This window comes from Streptomyces resistomycificus (genome assembly GCF_001514265.1).
GTDB classification, from domain to species: Bacteria; Actinomycetota; Actinomycetes; order Streptomycetales; family Streptomycetaceae; genus Streptomyces; species Streptomyces resistomycificus.
In genome coordinates, this window is the sequence record NZ_KQ949003.1 from 154,894 (window position 1) to 171,593 (window position 16,700).

A 16,700-nucleotide genomic window follows, 5' to 3' on the forward strand; every position below is an offset into this window, starting at 1 on the left:
TTGACTGAATCAATATGCGTGGTGGTTACCTGGTGACCGCGTCCAGCGCGTCCACCAGGCCCCAGCCGTAGAAACCGTTGCGGTTCTTCGGCCCCTCGCACACCGCGTCGACCTTGCCGTCGCCGTTGATGTCGTACGGGTCCGTGCACGGCACGGCGTCGGCCTCCGCGTACAGCAGCGCCTTCACCATGGCCGGCGAGGCGTAGGGGTGCGTCGACTTGATCAGGGCGGCGACGGCCGCGACATGCGGGCTCGCCATCGACGTACCGGCCATGTAGCCCCACTTGCCGCCGGGCATCGTGCCCAGGATCAGCCCGCTGGTCGCGGGCGGCGCCGGCGTCTGGTAGGCCGTCGAGTCGCCGCCGGGCGCGGCGATGTCGATGACACCGCGGCCGTAGTTGGAGAAGGACGACTTGAGACCCTTGGCGCCGGTCGACGCGACCGTCACGACACCCGGCAGCTGGGTCGGTATGTCGAGGCACTTCGACGGGTCGACCACCCGGTCCGAGGGGGTGCCGTCGTTCGGCGAGGACGGGTCGGTGAGCTCGTCGGCCGCCAGGTCGAAGTTCTCGTTGCCGGCCGCCGCGACGTTGACCGCGCCCTTCTTCTCCGCGTACCGCGAGGCCCGGCCGACGGCGTCGACGAGCGCCTTCTGGTCCGGGTCGTCGGTGCAGTTGAAGTACCACGGGTCGGTGTAATAGCTGTTGTTCGTGACGTCGACGCCGTGCGTGGCCGCCCACATGAAGCCGCACACCACGGCCTCGGTGTAGAAGTAGCCGGCCGTCGTCGACACCTTGATGCCCGCGACCTTCACGCCGGGCGCGACACCCGTCATGCCGACGCCGTTCTTCGCGGCGGCGATCTCACCGGCCACGTGCGTGCCGTGCGGGCTCTCCGACGCGCCGGGCCGCCACGCCCCGTCGGTGGTGTCCGGCTTGCCCGTCACGCAGTTGACGGACGCGGCACGGTCGAAGTTCGGCGCGATGTCGGGGTGCGTGTCGTCGACGCCGGTGTCGATCACGGCGACCGTCACCTTGCTGCTGCCGAGGGACTTCTCGTGCGCCTTGTCCGCCTTGATGGCGGGCAGGTCCCACTGCAGGTTCTCCAGCGGGTCCTGCCCGGCGGCGGCCTTGGCCTCGGCGGCGGCGACCTCGGTCGCGGTGAGCGCCTTCGGCGTGCCCAGGTCGGTCGTCGACTGCGCGGGCAGCGGCGCGTTGCGCGTGTTGCCCGCCGACTCGACGCCCTTCACCTTGCGGATGGTCTTGGCGAAGTCGGCGTTCGACGAGTGGACGACGACCACGCCGATCTGGTCGTACGACGTCACGATCGTGCCGCCGGCCTCGGCGATGGCCTTCTTCACCTTCGGTGAAGGACCGTGCCCGGGGCGGACGTTCACGACGTAGCTGAGCGCGGTGCCGTCCGCGGCCAGCGTCGACGCGAGGACGTCGTTCACGGTGCCGGTGACGCCGGCCACGGTGCCCGGCACGTCGGCGGCGGACGCCGTCGCGCCCGGCAGGAACGCGAAAGCCGTGGTCAGGGCCATACCGAAGGGGATGGCGACCGCACGGCGGTAGCGCGGGTGAGGCGCTGTCATGGTGTCAGTGTCTCCAGTTCGTTCGTGGTACGAAACGGACCGAACGGGCGGTCCGCAGGGGTGAAGCAGCGGGGAGTACGGGTCACTTCACCGCGCGCAGCGCGTTGACAATGCCGTGCCCGTAGAACCCGTTGTTGTACTTGCCGCCCTTGCACACCGCGTCCTGAGTGCCGTTGCCGTCCTGGTCGTAGGACTCCGGGCAGGCGGTGGCGGTCGCCTGCGCCTTGAGCAGGGCCTGGAGCTGGGCAGGCGAGGCCTTCGGATGTGTCGACTTCAGCAGTGCGGCGACGCCCGCGGCGTGCGGCGACGCCATCGACGTGCCCTGCAGGAAGCCGTACTCGCCGTTCGGCATGGTGGACAGGATGCGGCCGTTCTTCGACGGCGTGTCCGGGATCTGGTAGAGCCGGTCGCCGCCCGGCGCGGCGACGTCGACGACGCCCTTGCCGTACGTCGAGAAGTACGACTTGAGGTTCTGCACACCCGTCGAGCTGACCGTGACCACACCCGGCAGCTGCGTCGGCACGTCGAAGCACTCGTGCGGGTCGATGGTCCGCTCGACCGGCGTGGTGTCGTTGGGGCTGGTGGCGTCGGCGATCGCGTCGGAGTCCAGGTCGTGGTTGGAGTTGCCCGCCGCCGCCACGTTGAGCGTGCCCTTCTTCTGGGCGTACAGCTGGGCCCTGTTGACGGCGTCGACGATGGCACGCTGGTCCGGGTCGTCCATGCAGTTGTACAGCCACGGGTCGACGTAGTAGCTGTTGTTCGTGATCTCGACGCCGTGGTCGGCGGCGAACACGAAGGCGCACACGACGCTCTCCGGGTAGAAGAGGCCGCTGCTCGGGTCGGTCACGTTGATGCTCGAGACCTTCACACCGGGCGCGACACCGGCCACACCGACCCCGTTACGGGCCGCGGCGATCTCACCGGCCACATGCGTGCCGTGGTAGTCGTCCGCGGTGTACGGCCGCCAGGCGCCCTCGCTGGTGTCCGGGACACCGCCGTCGCAGTTGGCCGACTGGGACGCGGAGAAGTTCGGTGCGATGTCCGGGTGGGTGTCGTCGACGCCGGTGTCGATCACGGCGACGGTCACCTTGCGGCTGCCCGGGTTGATCTTCGCGGCCTTGTCGGCACCGATCGCGCGCAGGTCCCACTGGTCGGCCTCGAGGGGCTCGCTGTCGGGTGTCGACGCGGACGCGCGCGCCACCTTCGCGGCCTGCTCCTTCGACAGGACCTGCGCGGCCCCCTCGTCGGTCGTGCCCGCGGGGGTCAGCGGAGCGGTGCGGGTGGCACCGGCCGACTGCACCCCGCGCACCTCGCGTATCTGCCGGGCGAAGTCCGGGTTCGACGAGTGGACGACGATGACGCCGATCTTCTCGTACGTGATGACGACGGTGCCGCCGGCGGCGGGTACCGCCTTCTTCACCGCCTGGATCGTGCGCCGGTCCAACTTGGTGTTGACGACGTACGAAAGAGCGGACGCGTCCGCCGCCTGCGCGGAGGTCTCCGCCCGCGGCGCGGCCGACGCGGCCGCGGCGGGCAGGAAGCCGAGCGAGGCCGTCAGCGACAGCGCGACCGGTACGGCGAGGGCGAGACGGCGTCTGGAACGCAGATGAGCCATGGGATCTCCACATCATCCGGAAACGAAACCGGCCCGAGGCACAGGTGGTGCTCGGGCAGGTACATGACGGTTGGTGCAGGCCCGAAGCTATCCCCCGCAGTCGCTGGCCAGCAATGACTTACCCGAGGTGAGTTCGGAAAGAAGCCCGCTGTGTTGAACCGGTCCTTGCGCGCCGCCGTGACCTTGGGCAAGGAGCGCGAGGACACTCGCCCCCCGGTCCCCGTCCCAACCGCATCCGCAACACGAGGAGAGTCCGTGTCCACCGACGCACCGCCACCCTCGAAAGTGCAACACAAACTCCCCAGCCCAGAGGAGTACACCGAGGTGCAGGAGAGCGCGGAGTTCGGTGAACTGCGCCGCTCCTACCGCTCCTTCGCCTTCCCGCTGACGCTCGCGTTCATCGCCTGGTACCTGCTGTACGTCCTGCTGTCCAACTACGCGGGCGACTTCATGGGCACCAAGGTCTTCGGCAACATCAACATCGCCTTCGTCTTCGGCATCGCCCAGTTCGTCACCACGTTCCTCATCGCCTGGTGGTACTCGCGGCACGCCGCCGCGAAGCTCGACCCCAAGGCCGAGGCCATCAAGTCCCGGATGGAGGGCGGCGCATGAGCCCCGCGATCACTCTGGCAGCCGGCGAGGCCAGCGAGCACCGCACGCTGATCATCTCGCTGTTCGCGGTGTTCGTCGTCGCGACCCTCGGCATCACCGTCTGGGCGGGCCGCCAGACCAAGGACGCCGCCGACTTCTACGCCGGCGGGCGGCAGTTCAGCGCCTTCCAGAACGGACTCGCGGTCTCCGGCGACTACATGTCGGCCGCGTCGTTCCTCGGCATCGCCGGCGCCATCGCCCTCTTCGGCTACGACGGCTTCCTCTACTCCATCGGGTTCCTGGTCGCCTGGCTGGTCGCCCTGCTCCTGGTGGCCGAGCCGCTGCGCAACTCCGGCCGCTACACCATGGGTGACGTGCTGGCGTACCGCATGCGCCAGCGCCCGGTCCGTACGGCGGCGGGCACCTCCACCATCGTCGTCTCGATCTTCTACCTGCTGGCCCAGATGGCGGGCGCGGGCGTCCTCGTCTCGCTGCTGCTCGGCATCACCTCCGACGCGGGCAAGATCCTCATCGTCGCCCTCGTCGGTGTCCTGATGATCGTCTACGTCTCCATCGGCGGCATGAAGGGCACCACCTGGGTCCAGATGGTGAAGGCCGTGCTGCTCATCGGCGGCACCATCCTGATCACGTTCCTGGTGCTGCTGAAGTTCAACTTCAACATCTCGGACCTGCTGGGCACGGCCGCCGAGAACAGCGGCAAGGGAGCGGCCTTCCTGGAGCCCGGCCTCCAGTACGGCGCGACCGGCACCTCCAAGCTGGACTTCATGTCCCTCGGCATCGCCCTGGTGCTCGGCACCGCGGGTCTGCCGCACATCCTGATCCGCTTCTACACGGTGCCCAACGCCAAGGCCGCCCGGAAGTCCGTGAACTGGGCCATCGGCATCATCGGCGGCTTCTACCTGATGACCATCGCCCTCGGCTTCGGTGCCGCGGCGCTGATCTCGCAGGAAGAGATCATCGCGTCCAACCCGTCCGGCAACACGGCGGCGCCCCTGCTCGCCCTCCACCTCGGCGGCGTCGACTCCGCCTGGGGCGCGATCCTGCTCGCCACCATCTCGGCGGTGGCCTTCGCGACGATCCTCGCCGTGGTCGCGGGCCTCACCCTGGCCTCGTCCTCGTCGTTCGCCCACGACATCTACGCCAACGTCATCAAGAAGGGCAAGGCCACCGAGAAGCAGGAGATGAGGGCGGCTCGGCTGGCGACCATCGGCATCGGCGCCGCCTCCATCCTCCTGGGTGCCCTCGCCCGCGACCTGAACGTGGCCGGCCTGGTCGCGCTGGCCTTCGCGGTCGCGGCCTCCGCCAACCTCCCGACGATCCTCTACAGCCTGTTCTGGAAGCGCTTCACCACCCAGGGCGCCCTGTGGTCGATCTACGGCGGTCTGATCGTCGCCGTCGGCCTGGTGCTGTTCTCGCCCGTGGTCTCCGGCGACCCCAAGGCGATGTTCCCCGACGTCGACTTCGCCTGGTTCCCGCTGAAGAACCCCGGCATCATCTCGATCCCGTTCGGCTTCCTGATGGGCTGGCTCGGCACCGTCCTGTCCAAGGAGGAGCCGGACGCCGCCAAGTACGCGGAGCTGGAGGTCCGCTCCCTGACCGGCACCGGCGCCCACTGACCGCAGCCCCGATCCGCCCCCTGAGCGGCCGCGTCGTAGATCCCTACGACGCGGCCGCGTCCTGTCTGGTGGGAAAGGGCACTGTCGATGTCGGTCCTGTCACGTAGGCTCGCAGGTGTTGGAGAACAGTTGATCCGCGACGAGGGAGGGGGCCCACGTGCTCATCGACACCTACGGCCGGGTAGCCACCGACCTGCGAGTCTCGCTGACCGACCGGTGCAACCTGCGCTGCACCTACTGCATGCCCGAAGAAGGCCTGCAATGGCTCGCCAAGCCCGACCTGCTCACGGACGACGAGATCGTGCGGCTCATCGACATCGCCGTCACGTCCCTCGGTATAGAGGAAGTCCGCTTCACCGGCGGTGAGCCCCTGCTGCGCCCCGGACTCGTCGGCATCGTCGAGCGCGTCGCCGCTCTGGAACCGCGCCCCCAGATGTCCCTCACCACCAACGGCATCGGTCTCCAGCGCACCGCGGCGGCCCTCAAGGCGGCCGGCCTGGACCGGGTCAACGTCTCGCTGGACACCCTGCGCCCCGACGTGTTCAAGACCCTCACCCGCCGCAACCGGCACCATGACGTCATCGCCGGCCTGGAGGCCGCCCGGGACGTGGGCCTGACCCCCGTCAAGGTCAACTCGGTGCTGATGCCGGGGCTGAACGAGGACGAGGCCCCGGACCTGCTGGCCTGGGCGGTGGAGCACGACTACGAACTGCGGTTCATCGAGCAGATGCCCCTCGACGCCCAGCACGGCTGGAAGCGCGACGGCATGATCACCGCGGGAGACATCCTGGCTTCCCTGCGCACCCGCTTCGACCTCACCGAAGAGGGTGCGGGCGAGCGCGGCTCGGCCCCGGCCGAACGCTGGATCGTCGACGGCGGCCCGCACCGCGTCGGCGTGATCGCCTCCGTCACCCGCCCGTTCTGCGCGGCCTGCGACCGCACCCGCCTCACGGCGGACGGCCAGGTGCGCACCTGTCTGTTCGCCACGGAGGAGACCGACCTGCGCGCCGCGCTGCGCTCCGACGCCCCGGACGAGGAGATCGCCCGCATCTGGCGGCTGGCCATGTGGGGCAAGAAGGCGGGTTCGGGCCTGGACGACCCGACGTTCCTGCAGCCGGACCGGCCGATGTCGGCCATCGGGGGCTAGCGGGACGAGGGCGCGAGGGCGGCGAAGAGGACGGGAGGGACTACGAGGACCGGGAGGTCTCGGGGGACTCCCACTCCGCCAGGAGGACCACGTCCTTCAAAAACCCCCGGACCCCGAGGAACTGCGAGAGGTGCTCCCGGTGTTCCTCACACGCGAGCCATGTCTTGCGCCGCTCAGGCGTGTGGATCTTCGGGTTGTTCCACGCCAGCACCCACACGGCGTCGACACGGCAGCCCTTGGCGGAACAGATCGGGGTCTCGTCACTCACTGGTTCGTCTCACAGATGCGGCACAAAAGGCGACGCCGAGCAGCCACGGGGGGAGCTGCCCGGCGTCGGTCCGTCGCTCCGACGGGGGATGCGGAGCGCCTACGAAGTATGTCACGGGTAACCCGTCGCCCGGCACCGGAACAACATGATTGATCTGAGCTTTTCTTGAGCTTGGCGGGGTGCTGACTTCCGGTTGCGGGGCACCCGCCCGGGGCCCCCGGGATCATGCCCGGCCCCGCGGCTCGTGCCGTGCGCCCGGCGTGGGGTCGGCCGCGACGTCTTCCGGGACGGATTCCGTGCCGGACTCCGGCGCGTGCGGCGGAGTGATCATCGGCCGCGTCGGCGCGGCCACGAACGTCGACGGCAGCGAGGGCGCGTTCTCCCGGCCGGCGTTGGCGACGACCACGGCGATGTAGGGCAGTACGGCCCCGAGGACCAGGGCCACGATCGCGACGTGCCGCTCGACGTTCCAGAGCGTCGCCGCGAGGATCACCGAGATGGTTCGGACCGTCATCGAGATGACGTACCGGCGCTGCCGTCCACGCACATCGTCCTGGAGGCTCGACCTGGCTCCGGTGATCCGGAACACCTGGGCGTTGCCGCCGCCATGCTGCTTCCGCATCACATTCCACCATCCGCCCGCATCGGACTCTTCCCGCCCCTGCCCGGTCGTCCCCGGTCGGGGAGACGGGGCCCGGTCGCCCTCCACGTTACGCCGCGGCTGCGCCGCCTACGAGACCGGGTCACCGCCAACCAGGACGAACGCCGTCGGCCGCAGCGCGTACGGCGGTACCCGACATGCGCCGTAGGGCGAACGGGCCGAAACTGAGCGTAATGCTCACGTAGAGCCGTACGAGGAGGCAGCCATGGGCTGGGTGTGGGCCATCATCGTGGGATTCGTGCTGGGTCTGATCGCGAAGGCGATCATCCCCGGCAAGCAGCACAGCCCTCTCTGGCTGACGACCATCTTCGGCATCCTGGGCGCGATCGTGGGCAACGCGATCGCCCGCGCGGCCGGGGTGGAGTCCACCGACGGCATCGACTGGATGCGGCACCTGTTCCAGCTGGTGGCCGCGGTCGTCATCGTCTTCCTCGGCGACATGCTGTACATGGCGACGCTCGGCCGGAACAAGCGGAGAACCTGAGGGCGGGCACGGCGAAGGGGGCGGCATCCCCTGTCGGGAAGCCGCCCCCTTCGGCGCGCGCAGGGCCGGTCAGGAGGTCGTGACCTCGACCGCCGCCAGGTTCTTCTTGCCCCGGCGCAGCACCAGCCAGCGCCCGTGCAGCAGGTCCTCCCGGGCGGGGACGGCGTCCTCGGCGGTCACCTTCGCGTTGTTCACGTAGGCGCCGCCCTCCTTGACCGTGCGGCGCGCGGCCGACTTGCTGGCCACCAGGCCGACCTCGGCGAACAGGTCGACCACCGGGCCGAGCTCGGCGACCCGGACGTGCGGCACCTCGGACAGCGCCGCCTCCAGCGTCCTCGCGTCGAGCTCCGCCAGCTCACCCTGGCCGAAGAGGGCCTTGGACGCGGCGATCACGGCGGCCGTCTGGTCGGCGCCGTGCACCAGCGTCGTCAGCTCCTCCGCCAGCGCGCGCTGCGCGGCCCGGGCCTGCGGACGCTCCTCGGTCTGCCTCTCCAGCTCCTCCAGCTCCGTGCGGGACCTGAAGGACAGGATGCGCATGTACGTCGAGACGTCCCGGTCGTCCACGTTCAGCCAGAACTGGTAGAACGCGTACGGCGTCGTCATCTCCGGGTCGAGCCAGACGGCGCCGCCCTCGGTCTTGCCGAACTTGGTGCCGTCCGCCTTGACCATCAGCGGCGTGGCCAGGCAGTGCGCCTCGGCCTCGGGCTCCAGCCGGTGGATCAGGTCCAGACCGGCTGTGAGGTTGCCCCACTGGTCGCTGCCGCCCTGCTGGAGCGTGCAGCCGTACCTCCGGTACAGCTCCAGGAAGTCCATGCCCTGGAGCAGCTGGTAGCTGAACTCCGTGTAGCTGATGCCCTCCTGGGACTCCAGGCGCCGGGCGACGGAGTCCTTGGTCAGCATCTTGTTGACGCGGAAGTGCTTGCCGATGTCGCGGAGGAACTCGATGGCCGACAGCCCGGCCGTCCAGTCCAGGTTGTTCACCATCACCGCGGCGTTCTCGCCCTCGAAGGACAGGAACGGTTCGATCTGCGAGCGCAGCCGGGCCACCCAGTTCGCGACCGTCTCCGGGTCGTTCAGCGTGCGCTCCGCCGTGGGGCGCGGGTCGCCGATCTGACCGGTCGCCCCGCCCACCAGGGCCAGCGGGCGCAGGCCCGCCTGCTGGAGCCGGCGCATGGTGAGGACCTGCACCAGGTGGCCGACGTGCAGGCTGGCCGCGGTCGGGTCGAAACCGCAATAGAACGTGACGGGACCGTCCGCGAGCGCCTTGCGCAAAGCGTCCTCGTCAGTGGACAGGGCCCACAGCCCACGCCACTTCAGCTCGTCGACGATGTCCGTCACGGTTCTCGTATCTCCTTGGATGATCCTCGGGCAGTCGAGTGACTGCCGGCTACGAGGTTATACGCCCTGGCTGACAGAGCTCATATTGAAATCGGGGATCCGCAGGGCCGGCATCGCCGCCCTGGTGAACCAGTCGCTCCACTCCCTGGGCAGGGTCTTCTCGGTGCGCCCGGCCTCGGTGGCCCGGCCCAGCAGGCCCACCGGCGACTCGTTGAACCGGAAGTTGTTGACCTCGCCGCTCACCTCGCCGTTCTCGACGAGATAGACGCCGTCCCGGGTCAGGCCGGTGAGCAGCAGCGTCGCCGGGTCGACCTCGCGGATGTACCAGAGGCAGGTCAGCAGCAGCCCGCGCTCGGTGTTCGCGACCATCTCCTCCAGCGACCGGTCCTCGCCGCCGTCCAGGATCAGGTTGTCGATGCCCGGCGCCACCGGCAGCCCGGTCAGGTCCGCGCTGTGCCGGCTGGTCAGCAGGTTGCTCAGCACGCCCTCGCGCACCCAGTCGGTGGCCGTCAGCGGCAGCCCGTTGTCGAACACCGACTGGTCGCCCCCGGAGGAGTGCGCGAGCACGAACGGCGCGGACTCCAGGCCCGGCGCGTTCGGGTCGCTGCGCAGGCTCAGCGGCAGGTCGGTGAGCCTGTCGCCCAGGCGGGTGCCGCCGCCCGGCTTGGAGAAGACGGTGCGGCCCTCGGCCGCGTCCCGGCCCGACGCCGACCAGATCTGGTAGATCAGCAGGTCCGCGACGGCGGTCGGCGGCAGCAGCGTCTCGTACCGTCCGGCGGGCAGGGCGATCCGCCGCTCGGCCCATCCCAGCCGTACGGCCAGCTCGGCGTCCAGCGCCGCCGGGTCGACGTCCTTGAAGTCCCGCGTCGAACGGCCGGCCCAGGCCGAGCGCGTACGGTCGGGCGACTTGGCGTTCAGCTCCAGCGTCCCGTTGGGCTGGTCGTGCCGCAGCCGCAGCCCGGTGGACGTACCGAGGTAGCTGGAGACCAGCTCGTGGTTGGCGAAGCCGTACAGCTCGCGGCCGCCCGCACGCGCGCGTGCGAACGCCTCGCCGAGCGCCGGCGCGAAGTCGGCGAACACGGCGGAGGAGGTCTCTGCGGGCGCGTCCTGGAAGTCGGGCGACCCGGGCACGCCGGTGACCAGCGGCCGGGCGTCCTCGGCGGGCTGGGCGCCGCGCGCGGCGGCCTCGGCGGCCCGCACCAGGGGCTCCAGCTCGTCCGCCGTCACCGCCGACCGTGACACGACACCGGAGGCCGTGCCCTCCTTGCCGTCGACGGTGGCGACGACGGTGAGCGTACGACCACGGGTGACACCGTTCGTGGTGAGCGCGTTGCCCGCCCAGCGCAGGTTGGCGGTCGACTGCTCGTCCGCGATGACCACACAGCCGTCGGCCCGGGACAGGTCGAGGGCGCGCTCGACGATCTCGTGCGGCTTGTTGGTACGAGGACTCATCGACCGGCCTCCTGCGTGGTGTTCAGAATGTTGACGCCCTTGAAGAGGGCCGACGGGCAGCCGTGGGACACGGCCGCGACCTGACCCGGCTGGGCCTTGCCGCAGTTGAAGGCGCCGCCCAGGACGTAGGTCTGCGGGCCGCCGACGGCCGCCATGGACCCCCAGAAGTCGGTGGTCGTCGCCTGGTAGGCGACGTCCCTGAGCTGCCCGGTGATCCGCCCGTTCTCGATCTTGAAGAACCGCTGTCCGGTGAACTGGAAGTTGTAGCGCTGCATGTCGATGGACCAGGACCGGTCGCCGACCACGTAGATGCCGCGGTCCACGCTGCCGATGAGGTCCTCGGTCGACATCCCGGCCGGGTCCGGCTGCAGGGACACGTTGGCCATGCGCTGCACCGGCACGCGCCCGGGGGAGTCGGCGAACGCGCACCCGTTGGACCGCTCGAACCCGGTCAGCCTCGCGATCCGCCGGTCCAGCTGGTAGCCGACCAGCGTGCCGCTGCGCACCAGGTCCCAGGACTGCCCCTCGACGCCCTCGTCGTCGTAGCCGACGGTCGCCAGGCCGTGCTCGGCGGTGCGGTCACCGGTGACGTTCATCAGCTCGGAGCCGTAGCGCAGCTTGCCCAGCTGGTCGAACGTGGCGAAGGAGGTGCCGGCGTAGGCGGCCTCGTAGCCGAGGGCGCGGTCCAGCTCGGTGGCGTGCCCGATGGACTCGTGGATGGTCAGCCACAGGTTGGAGGGGTCGACGACCAGGTCGTACACCCCCGCCTCTACGCTCGGCGCCCGCATCTTCTCGGCGAGCAGCTCCGGGATCCGCGCCAGTTCCGCGTCCCAGTCCCAGCCGGTGCCGGTGAGGTACTCCCAGCCGCGCCCGACGGGCGGCGCGATGGTCCGCATCGAGTCGAACTCGCCGCTCGACTCGTCGACGGAGACGGCCGTCAGCTGGGGGTGCAGCCGGACCCGCTGCTGGGTGGTCACCGTGCCCGCGGTGTCGGCGTAGAACTTGTTCTCGTGGACGGTGAGCAGCGAGGCGTCCACGTGGTTCACGCCGTCCGCCGCGAGCAGGCGCGCGCTCCACTGCGCGAGCAGCGCCGACTTCTCCTCGTCGGGCACGGTGAACGGGTCGATCTCGTAGGAGGAGATCCACGTCCTCTCCGCGTGCACGGGCTCGTCGGCCAGCTCCACCCTCTCGTCCGACCCGGCGGCCTTGATCACCTGGGCGGACAGCTTGGCCATCTGCACCGCCTGGGAGGCGACCTTGGCGGCGGCGTCCAGGGTCAGATCCACACCCGACGCGAAGCCCCACGTCCCACCGTGCACGACCCGCACCGCGTACCCGAGGTCGGTGGTGTCGGACGTCCCGGAGGGCTTGGCGTCCCTGAGCCGCCAGGACGCGCTGCGCACCCGCTCGAACCGGAAGTCGGCGTGCTCCGCGCCCAGCGCACGCGCGCGTGCCAGCGCGGCGTCGGCCAAGGCGCGTAGCGGAAGCGCCGTGAAGGCTTCGTCGATCGTATGAGGCACGGGGTCTCCCTGTGGTCGTGGCCTGTCGATCCGATCATGTCGCGCGGGCGAGGCCGCGGACCACACGTTTCCGACGGAACCCCGCATCTTTCTGTAGGGACCCGACAGGGAGTCCCGTAAGCCACTGTGGATGCCCGATTGTCCGCGTGCGGGCCGGGACCGATAGGTTTTCGAGGAAGCCGCCTGTCATCCCAGGTGTTCGGGCGGGTGTGTCAGACCGCTATCGAAAGGGTGATCCGTTGAGCCGCTCGGTTCTCGTCACCGGAGGCAACCGGGGCATCGGCCTCGCCATCGCCCGCGCGTTCGCCGACGCCGGCGACAAGGTCGCCATCACCTACCGCTCGGGCGAGCCGCCGGCCGCCCTGACGGAATTGGGCTGCCTGGCCGTCAAGTGCGACATCACCGACTCCGAGCAGGTGGAGCAGGCCTACAAGGAGATCGAGGCAGTGCACGGCCCGGTCGAGGTGCTGATCGCCAACGCCGGCATCACCAAGGACCAGCTCCTGATGCGGATGTCCGAGGAGGACTTCACCTCGGTCATCGACACCAACCTCACCGGCACCTTCCGGGTCGTCAAGCGCGCCAACCGCGGCATGCTGCGCGCCAAGAAGGGCCGCGTCGTGCTGATCTCGTCGGTCGTCGGCCTGTACGGCGGGCCGGGCCAGGCGAACTACGCCGCCTCCAAGGCCGCCCTGGTCGGCTTCGCCCGCTCGCTCGCGCGTGAGCTGGGCTCGCGCAACCTCACCTTCAACGTCGTGGCGCCCGGCTTCGTCGACACCGACATGACCAAGGTGCTCACCGACGAGCAGCGCGAGGGCATCGTGAAGCAGGTGCCGCTCGGCCGTTACGCGCAGCCCGAGGAGATCGCCGCGACGGTGCGGTTCCTCGCCTCGGACGACGCCTCGTACATCACTGGAGCCGTCATCCCCGTAGACGGCGGACTGGGAATGGGTCACTGAACACCATGAGCGGAATTCTCGAGGGCAAGCGCGTCCTGATCACCGGTGTGCTGATGGAGTCCTCCATCGCCTTCCACACCGCCAAACTGGCCCAGGAGCAGGGCGCGGAGATCATCCTGACCGCGTTCCCGCGGCCCACGCTGACCGAGCGCATCGCCAGGAAGCTGCCCAAGCCCACCAAGGTCATCGAGCTGGACGTCACCAACGACGAGCACCTCGGCCGCCTGGCCGACGTCGTCGGCGAGGAGCTCGGCGGTCTCGACGGTGTCGTGCACTCCATCGGCTTCGCGCCCCAGGACGCGCTCGGCGGCAACTTCCTCAACACGCCGTTCGAGTCGGTGGCCACGGCCATGCACGTCTCGGCGTACTCCCTGAAGTCGCTCACCATGGCCTGCCTGCCGCTGATGCAGAACGGCGGCTCCGTCGTCGGTCTCACCTTCGACGCCCAGTACGCCTGGCCGCAGTACGACTGGATGGGCCCGGCCAAGGCCGCCCTGGAGGCCACCAGCCGCTACATGGCCCGCGACCTGGGCAAGCAGAACATCCGCTGCAACCTGGTCTCCGCCGGCCCGATCGGCTCCATGGCCGCCAAGTCCATCCCGGGCTTCGCCGAGCTGGCCGCCGTGTGGGACGGCCGCGCCCCCCTGGAGTGGGACCTCAAGGACCCGGAGCCGGCCGGCAAGGGCGTCGTCGCCCTGCTGAGCGACTGGTTCCCGAAGACCACGGGCGAGATCGTCCACGTGGACGGCGGGCTGCACGCCGTCGGTGCGTGACACCGCATTCGTTCCCTACGGGTGAGGGCCCGCGTCCTTTCAGGGCGCGGGCCCTCACCCGTCACTCGTTCGGTCTACTCGGCCGGGCGGGAGGCGGCCACAACTGGGCACTCTGGATTACGCGTTCACCACACGCTCCTCTCCCCAGCACGGCCGAGGAGGTCCCCTTGTGCGCCTGTCCCGCAGCCTGGCCTCAGCGACCGCAGCCGTCTGTCTCGTCCTGTCCCTGTCCTACGAGGCGCTCCCGCACGCACGCGTGGAGGCGCGGCAGGCCGCCGAGCCGGAGCCGTTCGGGGCCGAGTGCCGCAGCAGCGTCGTCGGCTCCCAGGTGATCGCGTACTGCCACAACCCGTATCCGCGGACCGACCACGTCAGCCTGCACATCGAGTGCGACCGCTGGTGGGACGTCGACAGCGACGGCGCCACGGTCGAGGCCGGGCCCGCGCAGACCGTCCGTCTCACCGGCCGCTGCTGGAAAGAGGTCCGCTCGGTGTGGGTGAGCCACCGGAAGGGGCGCTGATCCGCCCCGGACGGCACAGGAACGGATAGCTGGCGGCCTCCACGGCGGCGGCCGCCGCGTCGCCCGAGCGGATCGCGTCGACGAGCCGCGCGTGGTCCATGTGCGTCTCCGGCGTCAGCTGAGCACCGATGTCCTCGCGCAGCCAGTCCCGCAGCACCTCGCCCAGGTCGGCGTACATCTCGGTCATCACGTCGTTGTGCGAGGCGGCCACCACCGCCAGGTGGAAGGTCGCGTCCGCCGTCACGAACGCCTCGGGGTCGCCCGACTCCCAGGCCTCCTCCCGGCGCACCAGGAGCACGTCGAGCTGCTTGAGGTCCTTGTCCGTGCGCCGCTCGGCGGCCAGCCGCGCGGCGGCCGACTCCAGCGTGGAGCGCAGCTCGGCGACGTGCCGCGGGTCCGCGTCGGCGAAGCGGCGGTGCATCACGCCCGCCAGCTCGCTCGTCGCCACGACGTAGGTGCCGGAGCCCTGGCGGATGTCCAGCAGACCGTTGTGCGCCAGCGCCCGCACGGCCTCCCGGACGGTGTTGCGGGCGACGCCCAGCTGCTCGACCAGCTCGGGTTCCGTCGGGATCCGTGCACCGACCGGCCACTCACCCGAGGTGATCTGGTTGCGCAGCGCGGCGATGACCTGCTCGGACAGGGCCGACCGACGGGGATGGCTCAGTGGCATGGCACACCTTCGCACGGGCGGGGCCGGAGCAGGCGGCCCGGGGATGGACAACCAATCATCCCATGATTCTATGATGGGTCTCATGGCAAGCGAGGAAACCGGGACGACGAAGTCCGTGAACGTACGCGGTTCGGCCCAGCCCGACCCCCACGAAGCGCCCGCGACCCGCGGGCCCGCCACGCGCGCGTGGGCGACGCGACTGGTCGTCGTCGGCATCGTGCTGTCCGCCCTCAACCTGCGCCCCGCCATCACCAGCCTCGGCGCCCTCCTCGAAGAGGTCCGCGACGGCCTCGGCATGAGCGGCAGCGTGGCCGGGCTCCTCACCTCCGTGCCCCCGCTCTGCTTCGCCGTCTTCGGCGTCATGGCCCCCCGGCTCGCCCGCCGCTTCGGGCCCGGCGCGGTGGTGTGCGCGGGCATGGTCGCCATCACCACGGGCCTGTTCATCCGCCCGTACGTCGGAAGCACGGCGGGCTTCCTGGCCGCCAGCGCCCTCGCCCTGATGGGCATCGCGGTCAGCAACGTCCTGATGCCCGTCATCGTCAAGCGCTGGTTTCCCGACCGGGTCGGTTCGATGACCGGCCTCTACTCGATGGCCCTCGCCCTCGGTACCTCGGCAGCCGCGGCGGTGACCGTGCCCGTCACGGAGGCGCTCGGCGGCAGCTGGCAGTCCGGGCTCACGGTCTGGGCGGTACTGGCGGCGGTGGCCGTGGTGCCGTGGGCACCGCTCGTACGGGACCGGGGGGCCGGGCCGGCCGAGCGGACTGCCGCGCGTGAGGAGGCGCCCGCGCTGCGCATCACCCGCAGCCGTACCGCCTGGGCCCTCGCCGTCTTCTTCGGGCTCCAGGCCACCGGCGCCTACATCACCATGGGCTGGATGGCGCAGATCTTCCGGGACTCGGGTGTCCCGGCGGGCACGGCCGGGCTGCTGCTCGCCGTCACGATGGTGATGGGCGTGCCGCTCGCCTTCGTCATCCCGCGGGTCGCCACCCGGCTGCCGCACCAGGGCCCGATCGTGCTCGCGCTCGGCGTCTGCGGCCTTGTCGGATACGCCGGGCTGTACTTCGCGCCGGCCGGCGGTGCCTGGGCCTGGGCCGTCCTGCTCGGCGTCTCCAACTGTTCCTTCCCGCTGGCCCTCACCATGGTCGGGATGCGCGCGCGGACCGGCTCGGGCGTCGCCCAGCTGTCGGCCTTCGCGCAGAGCACCGGCTACCTGCTCTCCATCCCGGGCCCGCTCCTGGTCGGCGTGCTCTACCAGCACAGCGGCGGCTGGGGCCTGCCGATCGCCCTCATGACGGGCCTGCTGATCCCGCAGATGGCGGCGGGCGTCCTGGCGGGACGCGACCGTACGGTGGAGGACGAGGCGGCGCGCCGCCCCGACGGTCGGTGACGTCACGCCGTCGCGGCCGGTGCGGGGGAGTGGTGCCGGCCGGCGTCACCCCGGCGCGACCGGTGCGGGTGACGGGTGCGAGAC

At 70.4% G+C, this 16,700-nt stretch carries 16 protein-coding genes; 8 read left to right on the forward strand and 8 right to left on the reverse strand.

Going from position 1 to position 16,700, the window contains the following annotated elements:
- Positions 1 to 25 precede the first annotated feature (25 nt).
- Positions 26 to 1,594 (reverse strand): S8 family peptidase, encoded by a 1,569-nt coding sequence (locus AQJ84_RS35685; RefSeq protein WP_030040088.1) that lies wholly within the window; start codon positions 1,592 to 1,594, stop codon positions 26 to 28.
- An 82-nt stretch (positions 1,595 to 1,676) separates the two neighbouring features.
- A complete protein-coding gene (locus AQJ84_RS35690) occupies positions 1,677 to 3,209 on the reverse strand; it encodes a S8 family serine peptidase (RefSeq protein WP_030040089.1) in 1,533 nt (510 codons plus the stop codon).
- Between the two features lie 255 nt (positions 3,210 to 3,464).
- Between AQJ84_RS35690 and AQJ84_RS35695 the strand changes: the two genes are divergently transcribed.
- The 3 genes from AQJ84_RS35695 to moaA all read left to right on the forward strand — a co-directional run bounded on the left by AQJ84_RS35695 (position 3,465) and on the right by moaA (position 6,584).
- Positions 3,465 to 3,821, forward strand: a complete 357-nt coding sequence (locus AQJ84_RS35695; RefSeq protein WP_030040090.1) for a DUF485 domain-containing protein — start codon at positions 3,465 to 3,467, stop codon at positions 3,819 to 3,821.
- Positions 3,818 to 5,437, forward strand: coding sequence for a solute symporter family protein (locus tag AQJ84_RS35700; RefSeq protein ID WP_030040091.1), 1,620 nt, complete (start codon positions 3,818 to 3,820; stop codon positions 5,435 to 5,437). The genes AQJ84_RS35695 and AQJ84_RS35700 overlap by 4 nt, the downstream gene beginning before the upstream one ends.
- Before the next feature lie 157 nt (positions 5,438 to 5,594).
- Positions 5,595 to 6,584, forward strand: a complete 990-nt coding sequence (gene moaA / locus AQJ84_RS35705) for a GTP 3',8-cyclase MoaA (protein WP_030040092.1) — start codon at positions 5,595 to 5,597, stop codon at positions 6,582 to 6,584.
- Positions 6,585 to 6,624: 40 nt separating this feature from the next.
- Here the strand turns inward: moaA and AQJ84_RS35710 are convergent, their stop codons facing one another.
- Positions 6,625 to 6,852, reverse strand: a complete 228-nt coding sequence (locus AQJ84_RS35710; protein ID WP_030040093.1) for a hypothetical protein — start codon at positions 6,850 to 6,852, stop codon at positions 6,625 to 6,627.
- A 223-nt stretch (positions 6,853 to 7,075) separates the two neighbouring features.
- On the reverse strand, positions 7,076 to 7,474 hold the full coding sequence (locus tag AQJ84_RS35715; RefSeq protein WP_030040094.1) for a DUF3099 domain-containing protein: 399 nt from the start codon (positions 7,472 to 7,474) through the stop codon (positions 7,076 to 7,078).
- Positions 7,475 to 7,718: 244 nt separating this feature from the next.
- On the opposite strand from AQJ84_RS35715, the gene AQJ84_RS35720 reads away from it, so the two are divergent.
- Positions 7,719 to 7,997 (forward strand): GlsB/YeaQ/YmgE family stress response membrane protein, encoded by a 279-nt coding sequence (locus AQJ84_RS35720; protein WP_030040095.1) that lies wholly within the window; start codon positions 7,719 to 7,721, stop codon positions 7,995 to 7,997.
- A gap of 69 nt (positions 7,998 to 8,066) precedes the next feature.
- Here AQJ84_RS35720 and tyrS read toward each other — a convergent pair whose 3' ends face one another.
- The 3 genes from tyrS to AQJ84_RS35735 are packed head-to-tail and all read right to left on the reverse strand — an operon-like array spanning position 8,067 to position 12,307.
- The gene (gene tyrS / locus AQJ84_RS35725) at positions 8,067 to 9,335 is read right to left on the reverse strand and encodes a tyrosine--tRNA ligase (protein WP_053193620.1); all 1,269 of its coding nucleotides are present in this window, start codon (positions 9,333 to 9,335) and stop codon (positions 8,067 to 8,069) included.
- A gap of 57 nt (positions 9,336 to 9,392) precedes the next feature.
- A complete protein-coding gene (locus AQJ84_RS35730; RefSeq protein ID WP_053193617.1) occupies positions 9,393 to 10,787 on the reverse strand; it encodes a metallopeptidase TldD-related protein in 1,395 nt (464 codons plus the stop codon).
- Positions 10,784 to 12,307, reverse strand: a complete 1,524-nt coding sequence (locus AQJ84_RS35735; RefSeq protein WP_030040098.1) for a TldD/PmbA family protein — start codon at positions 12,305 to 12,307, stop codon at positions 10,784 to 10,786. The genes AQJ84_RS35730 and AQJ84_RS35735 overlap by 4 nt, the downstream gene beginning before the upstream one ends.
- A 239-nt stretch (positions 12,308 to 12,546) precedes the next feature.
- Between AQJ84_RS35735 and fabG the strand changes: the two genes are divergently transcribed.
- From fabG to AQJ84_RS35750, 3 genes are all read left to right on the forward strand, one after another.
- Positions 12,547 to 13,266, forward strand: a complete 720-nt coding sequence (gene fabG / locus AQJ84_RS35740; protein ID WP_030040099.1) for a 3-oxoacyl-[acyl-carrier-protein] reductase — start codon at positions 12,547 to 12,549, stop codon at positions 13,264 to 13,266.
- A gap of 5 nt (positions 13,267 to 13,271) precedes the next feature.
- Positions 13,272 to 14,039 (forward strand): enoyl-ACP reductase FabI, encoded by a 768-nt coding sequence (gene fabI / locus AQJ84_RS35745; RefSeq protein WP_030040100.1) that lies wholly within the window; start codon positions 13,272 to 13,274, stop codon positions 14,037 to 14,039.
- 169 nt (positions 14,040 to 14,208) lie between these two features.
- Positions 14,209 to 14,559 (forward strand): hypothetical protein, encoded by a 351-nt coding sequence (locus tag AQJ84_RS35750; RefSeq protein WP_053193614.1) that lies wholly within the window; start codon positions 14,209 to 14,211, stop codon positions 14,557 to 14,559.
- Here AQJ84_RS35750 and AQJ84_RS35755 read toward each other — a convergent pair.
- A complete protein-coding gene (locus AQJ84_RS35755; RefSeq protein ID WP_053193611.1) occupies positions 14,498 to 15,229 on the reverse strand; it encodes a FadR/GntR family transcriptional regulator in 732 nt (243 codons plus the stop codon). The genes AQJ84_RS35750 and AQJ84_RS35755 overlap by 62 nt on opposite strands.
- Before the next feature lie 70 nt (positions 15,230 to 15,299).
- On the opposite strand from AQJ84_RS35755, the gene AQJ84_RS35760 reads away from it, so the two are divergent.
- A complete protein-coding gene (locus tag AQJ84_RS35760; RefSeq protein WP_053193608.1) occupies positions 15,300 to 16,616 on the forward strand; it encodes a CynX/NimT family MFS transporter in 1,317 nt (438 codons plus the stop codon).
- Positions 16,617 to 16,700: the final 84 nt, after the last annotated feature.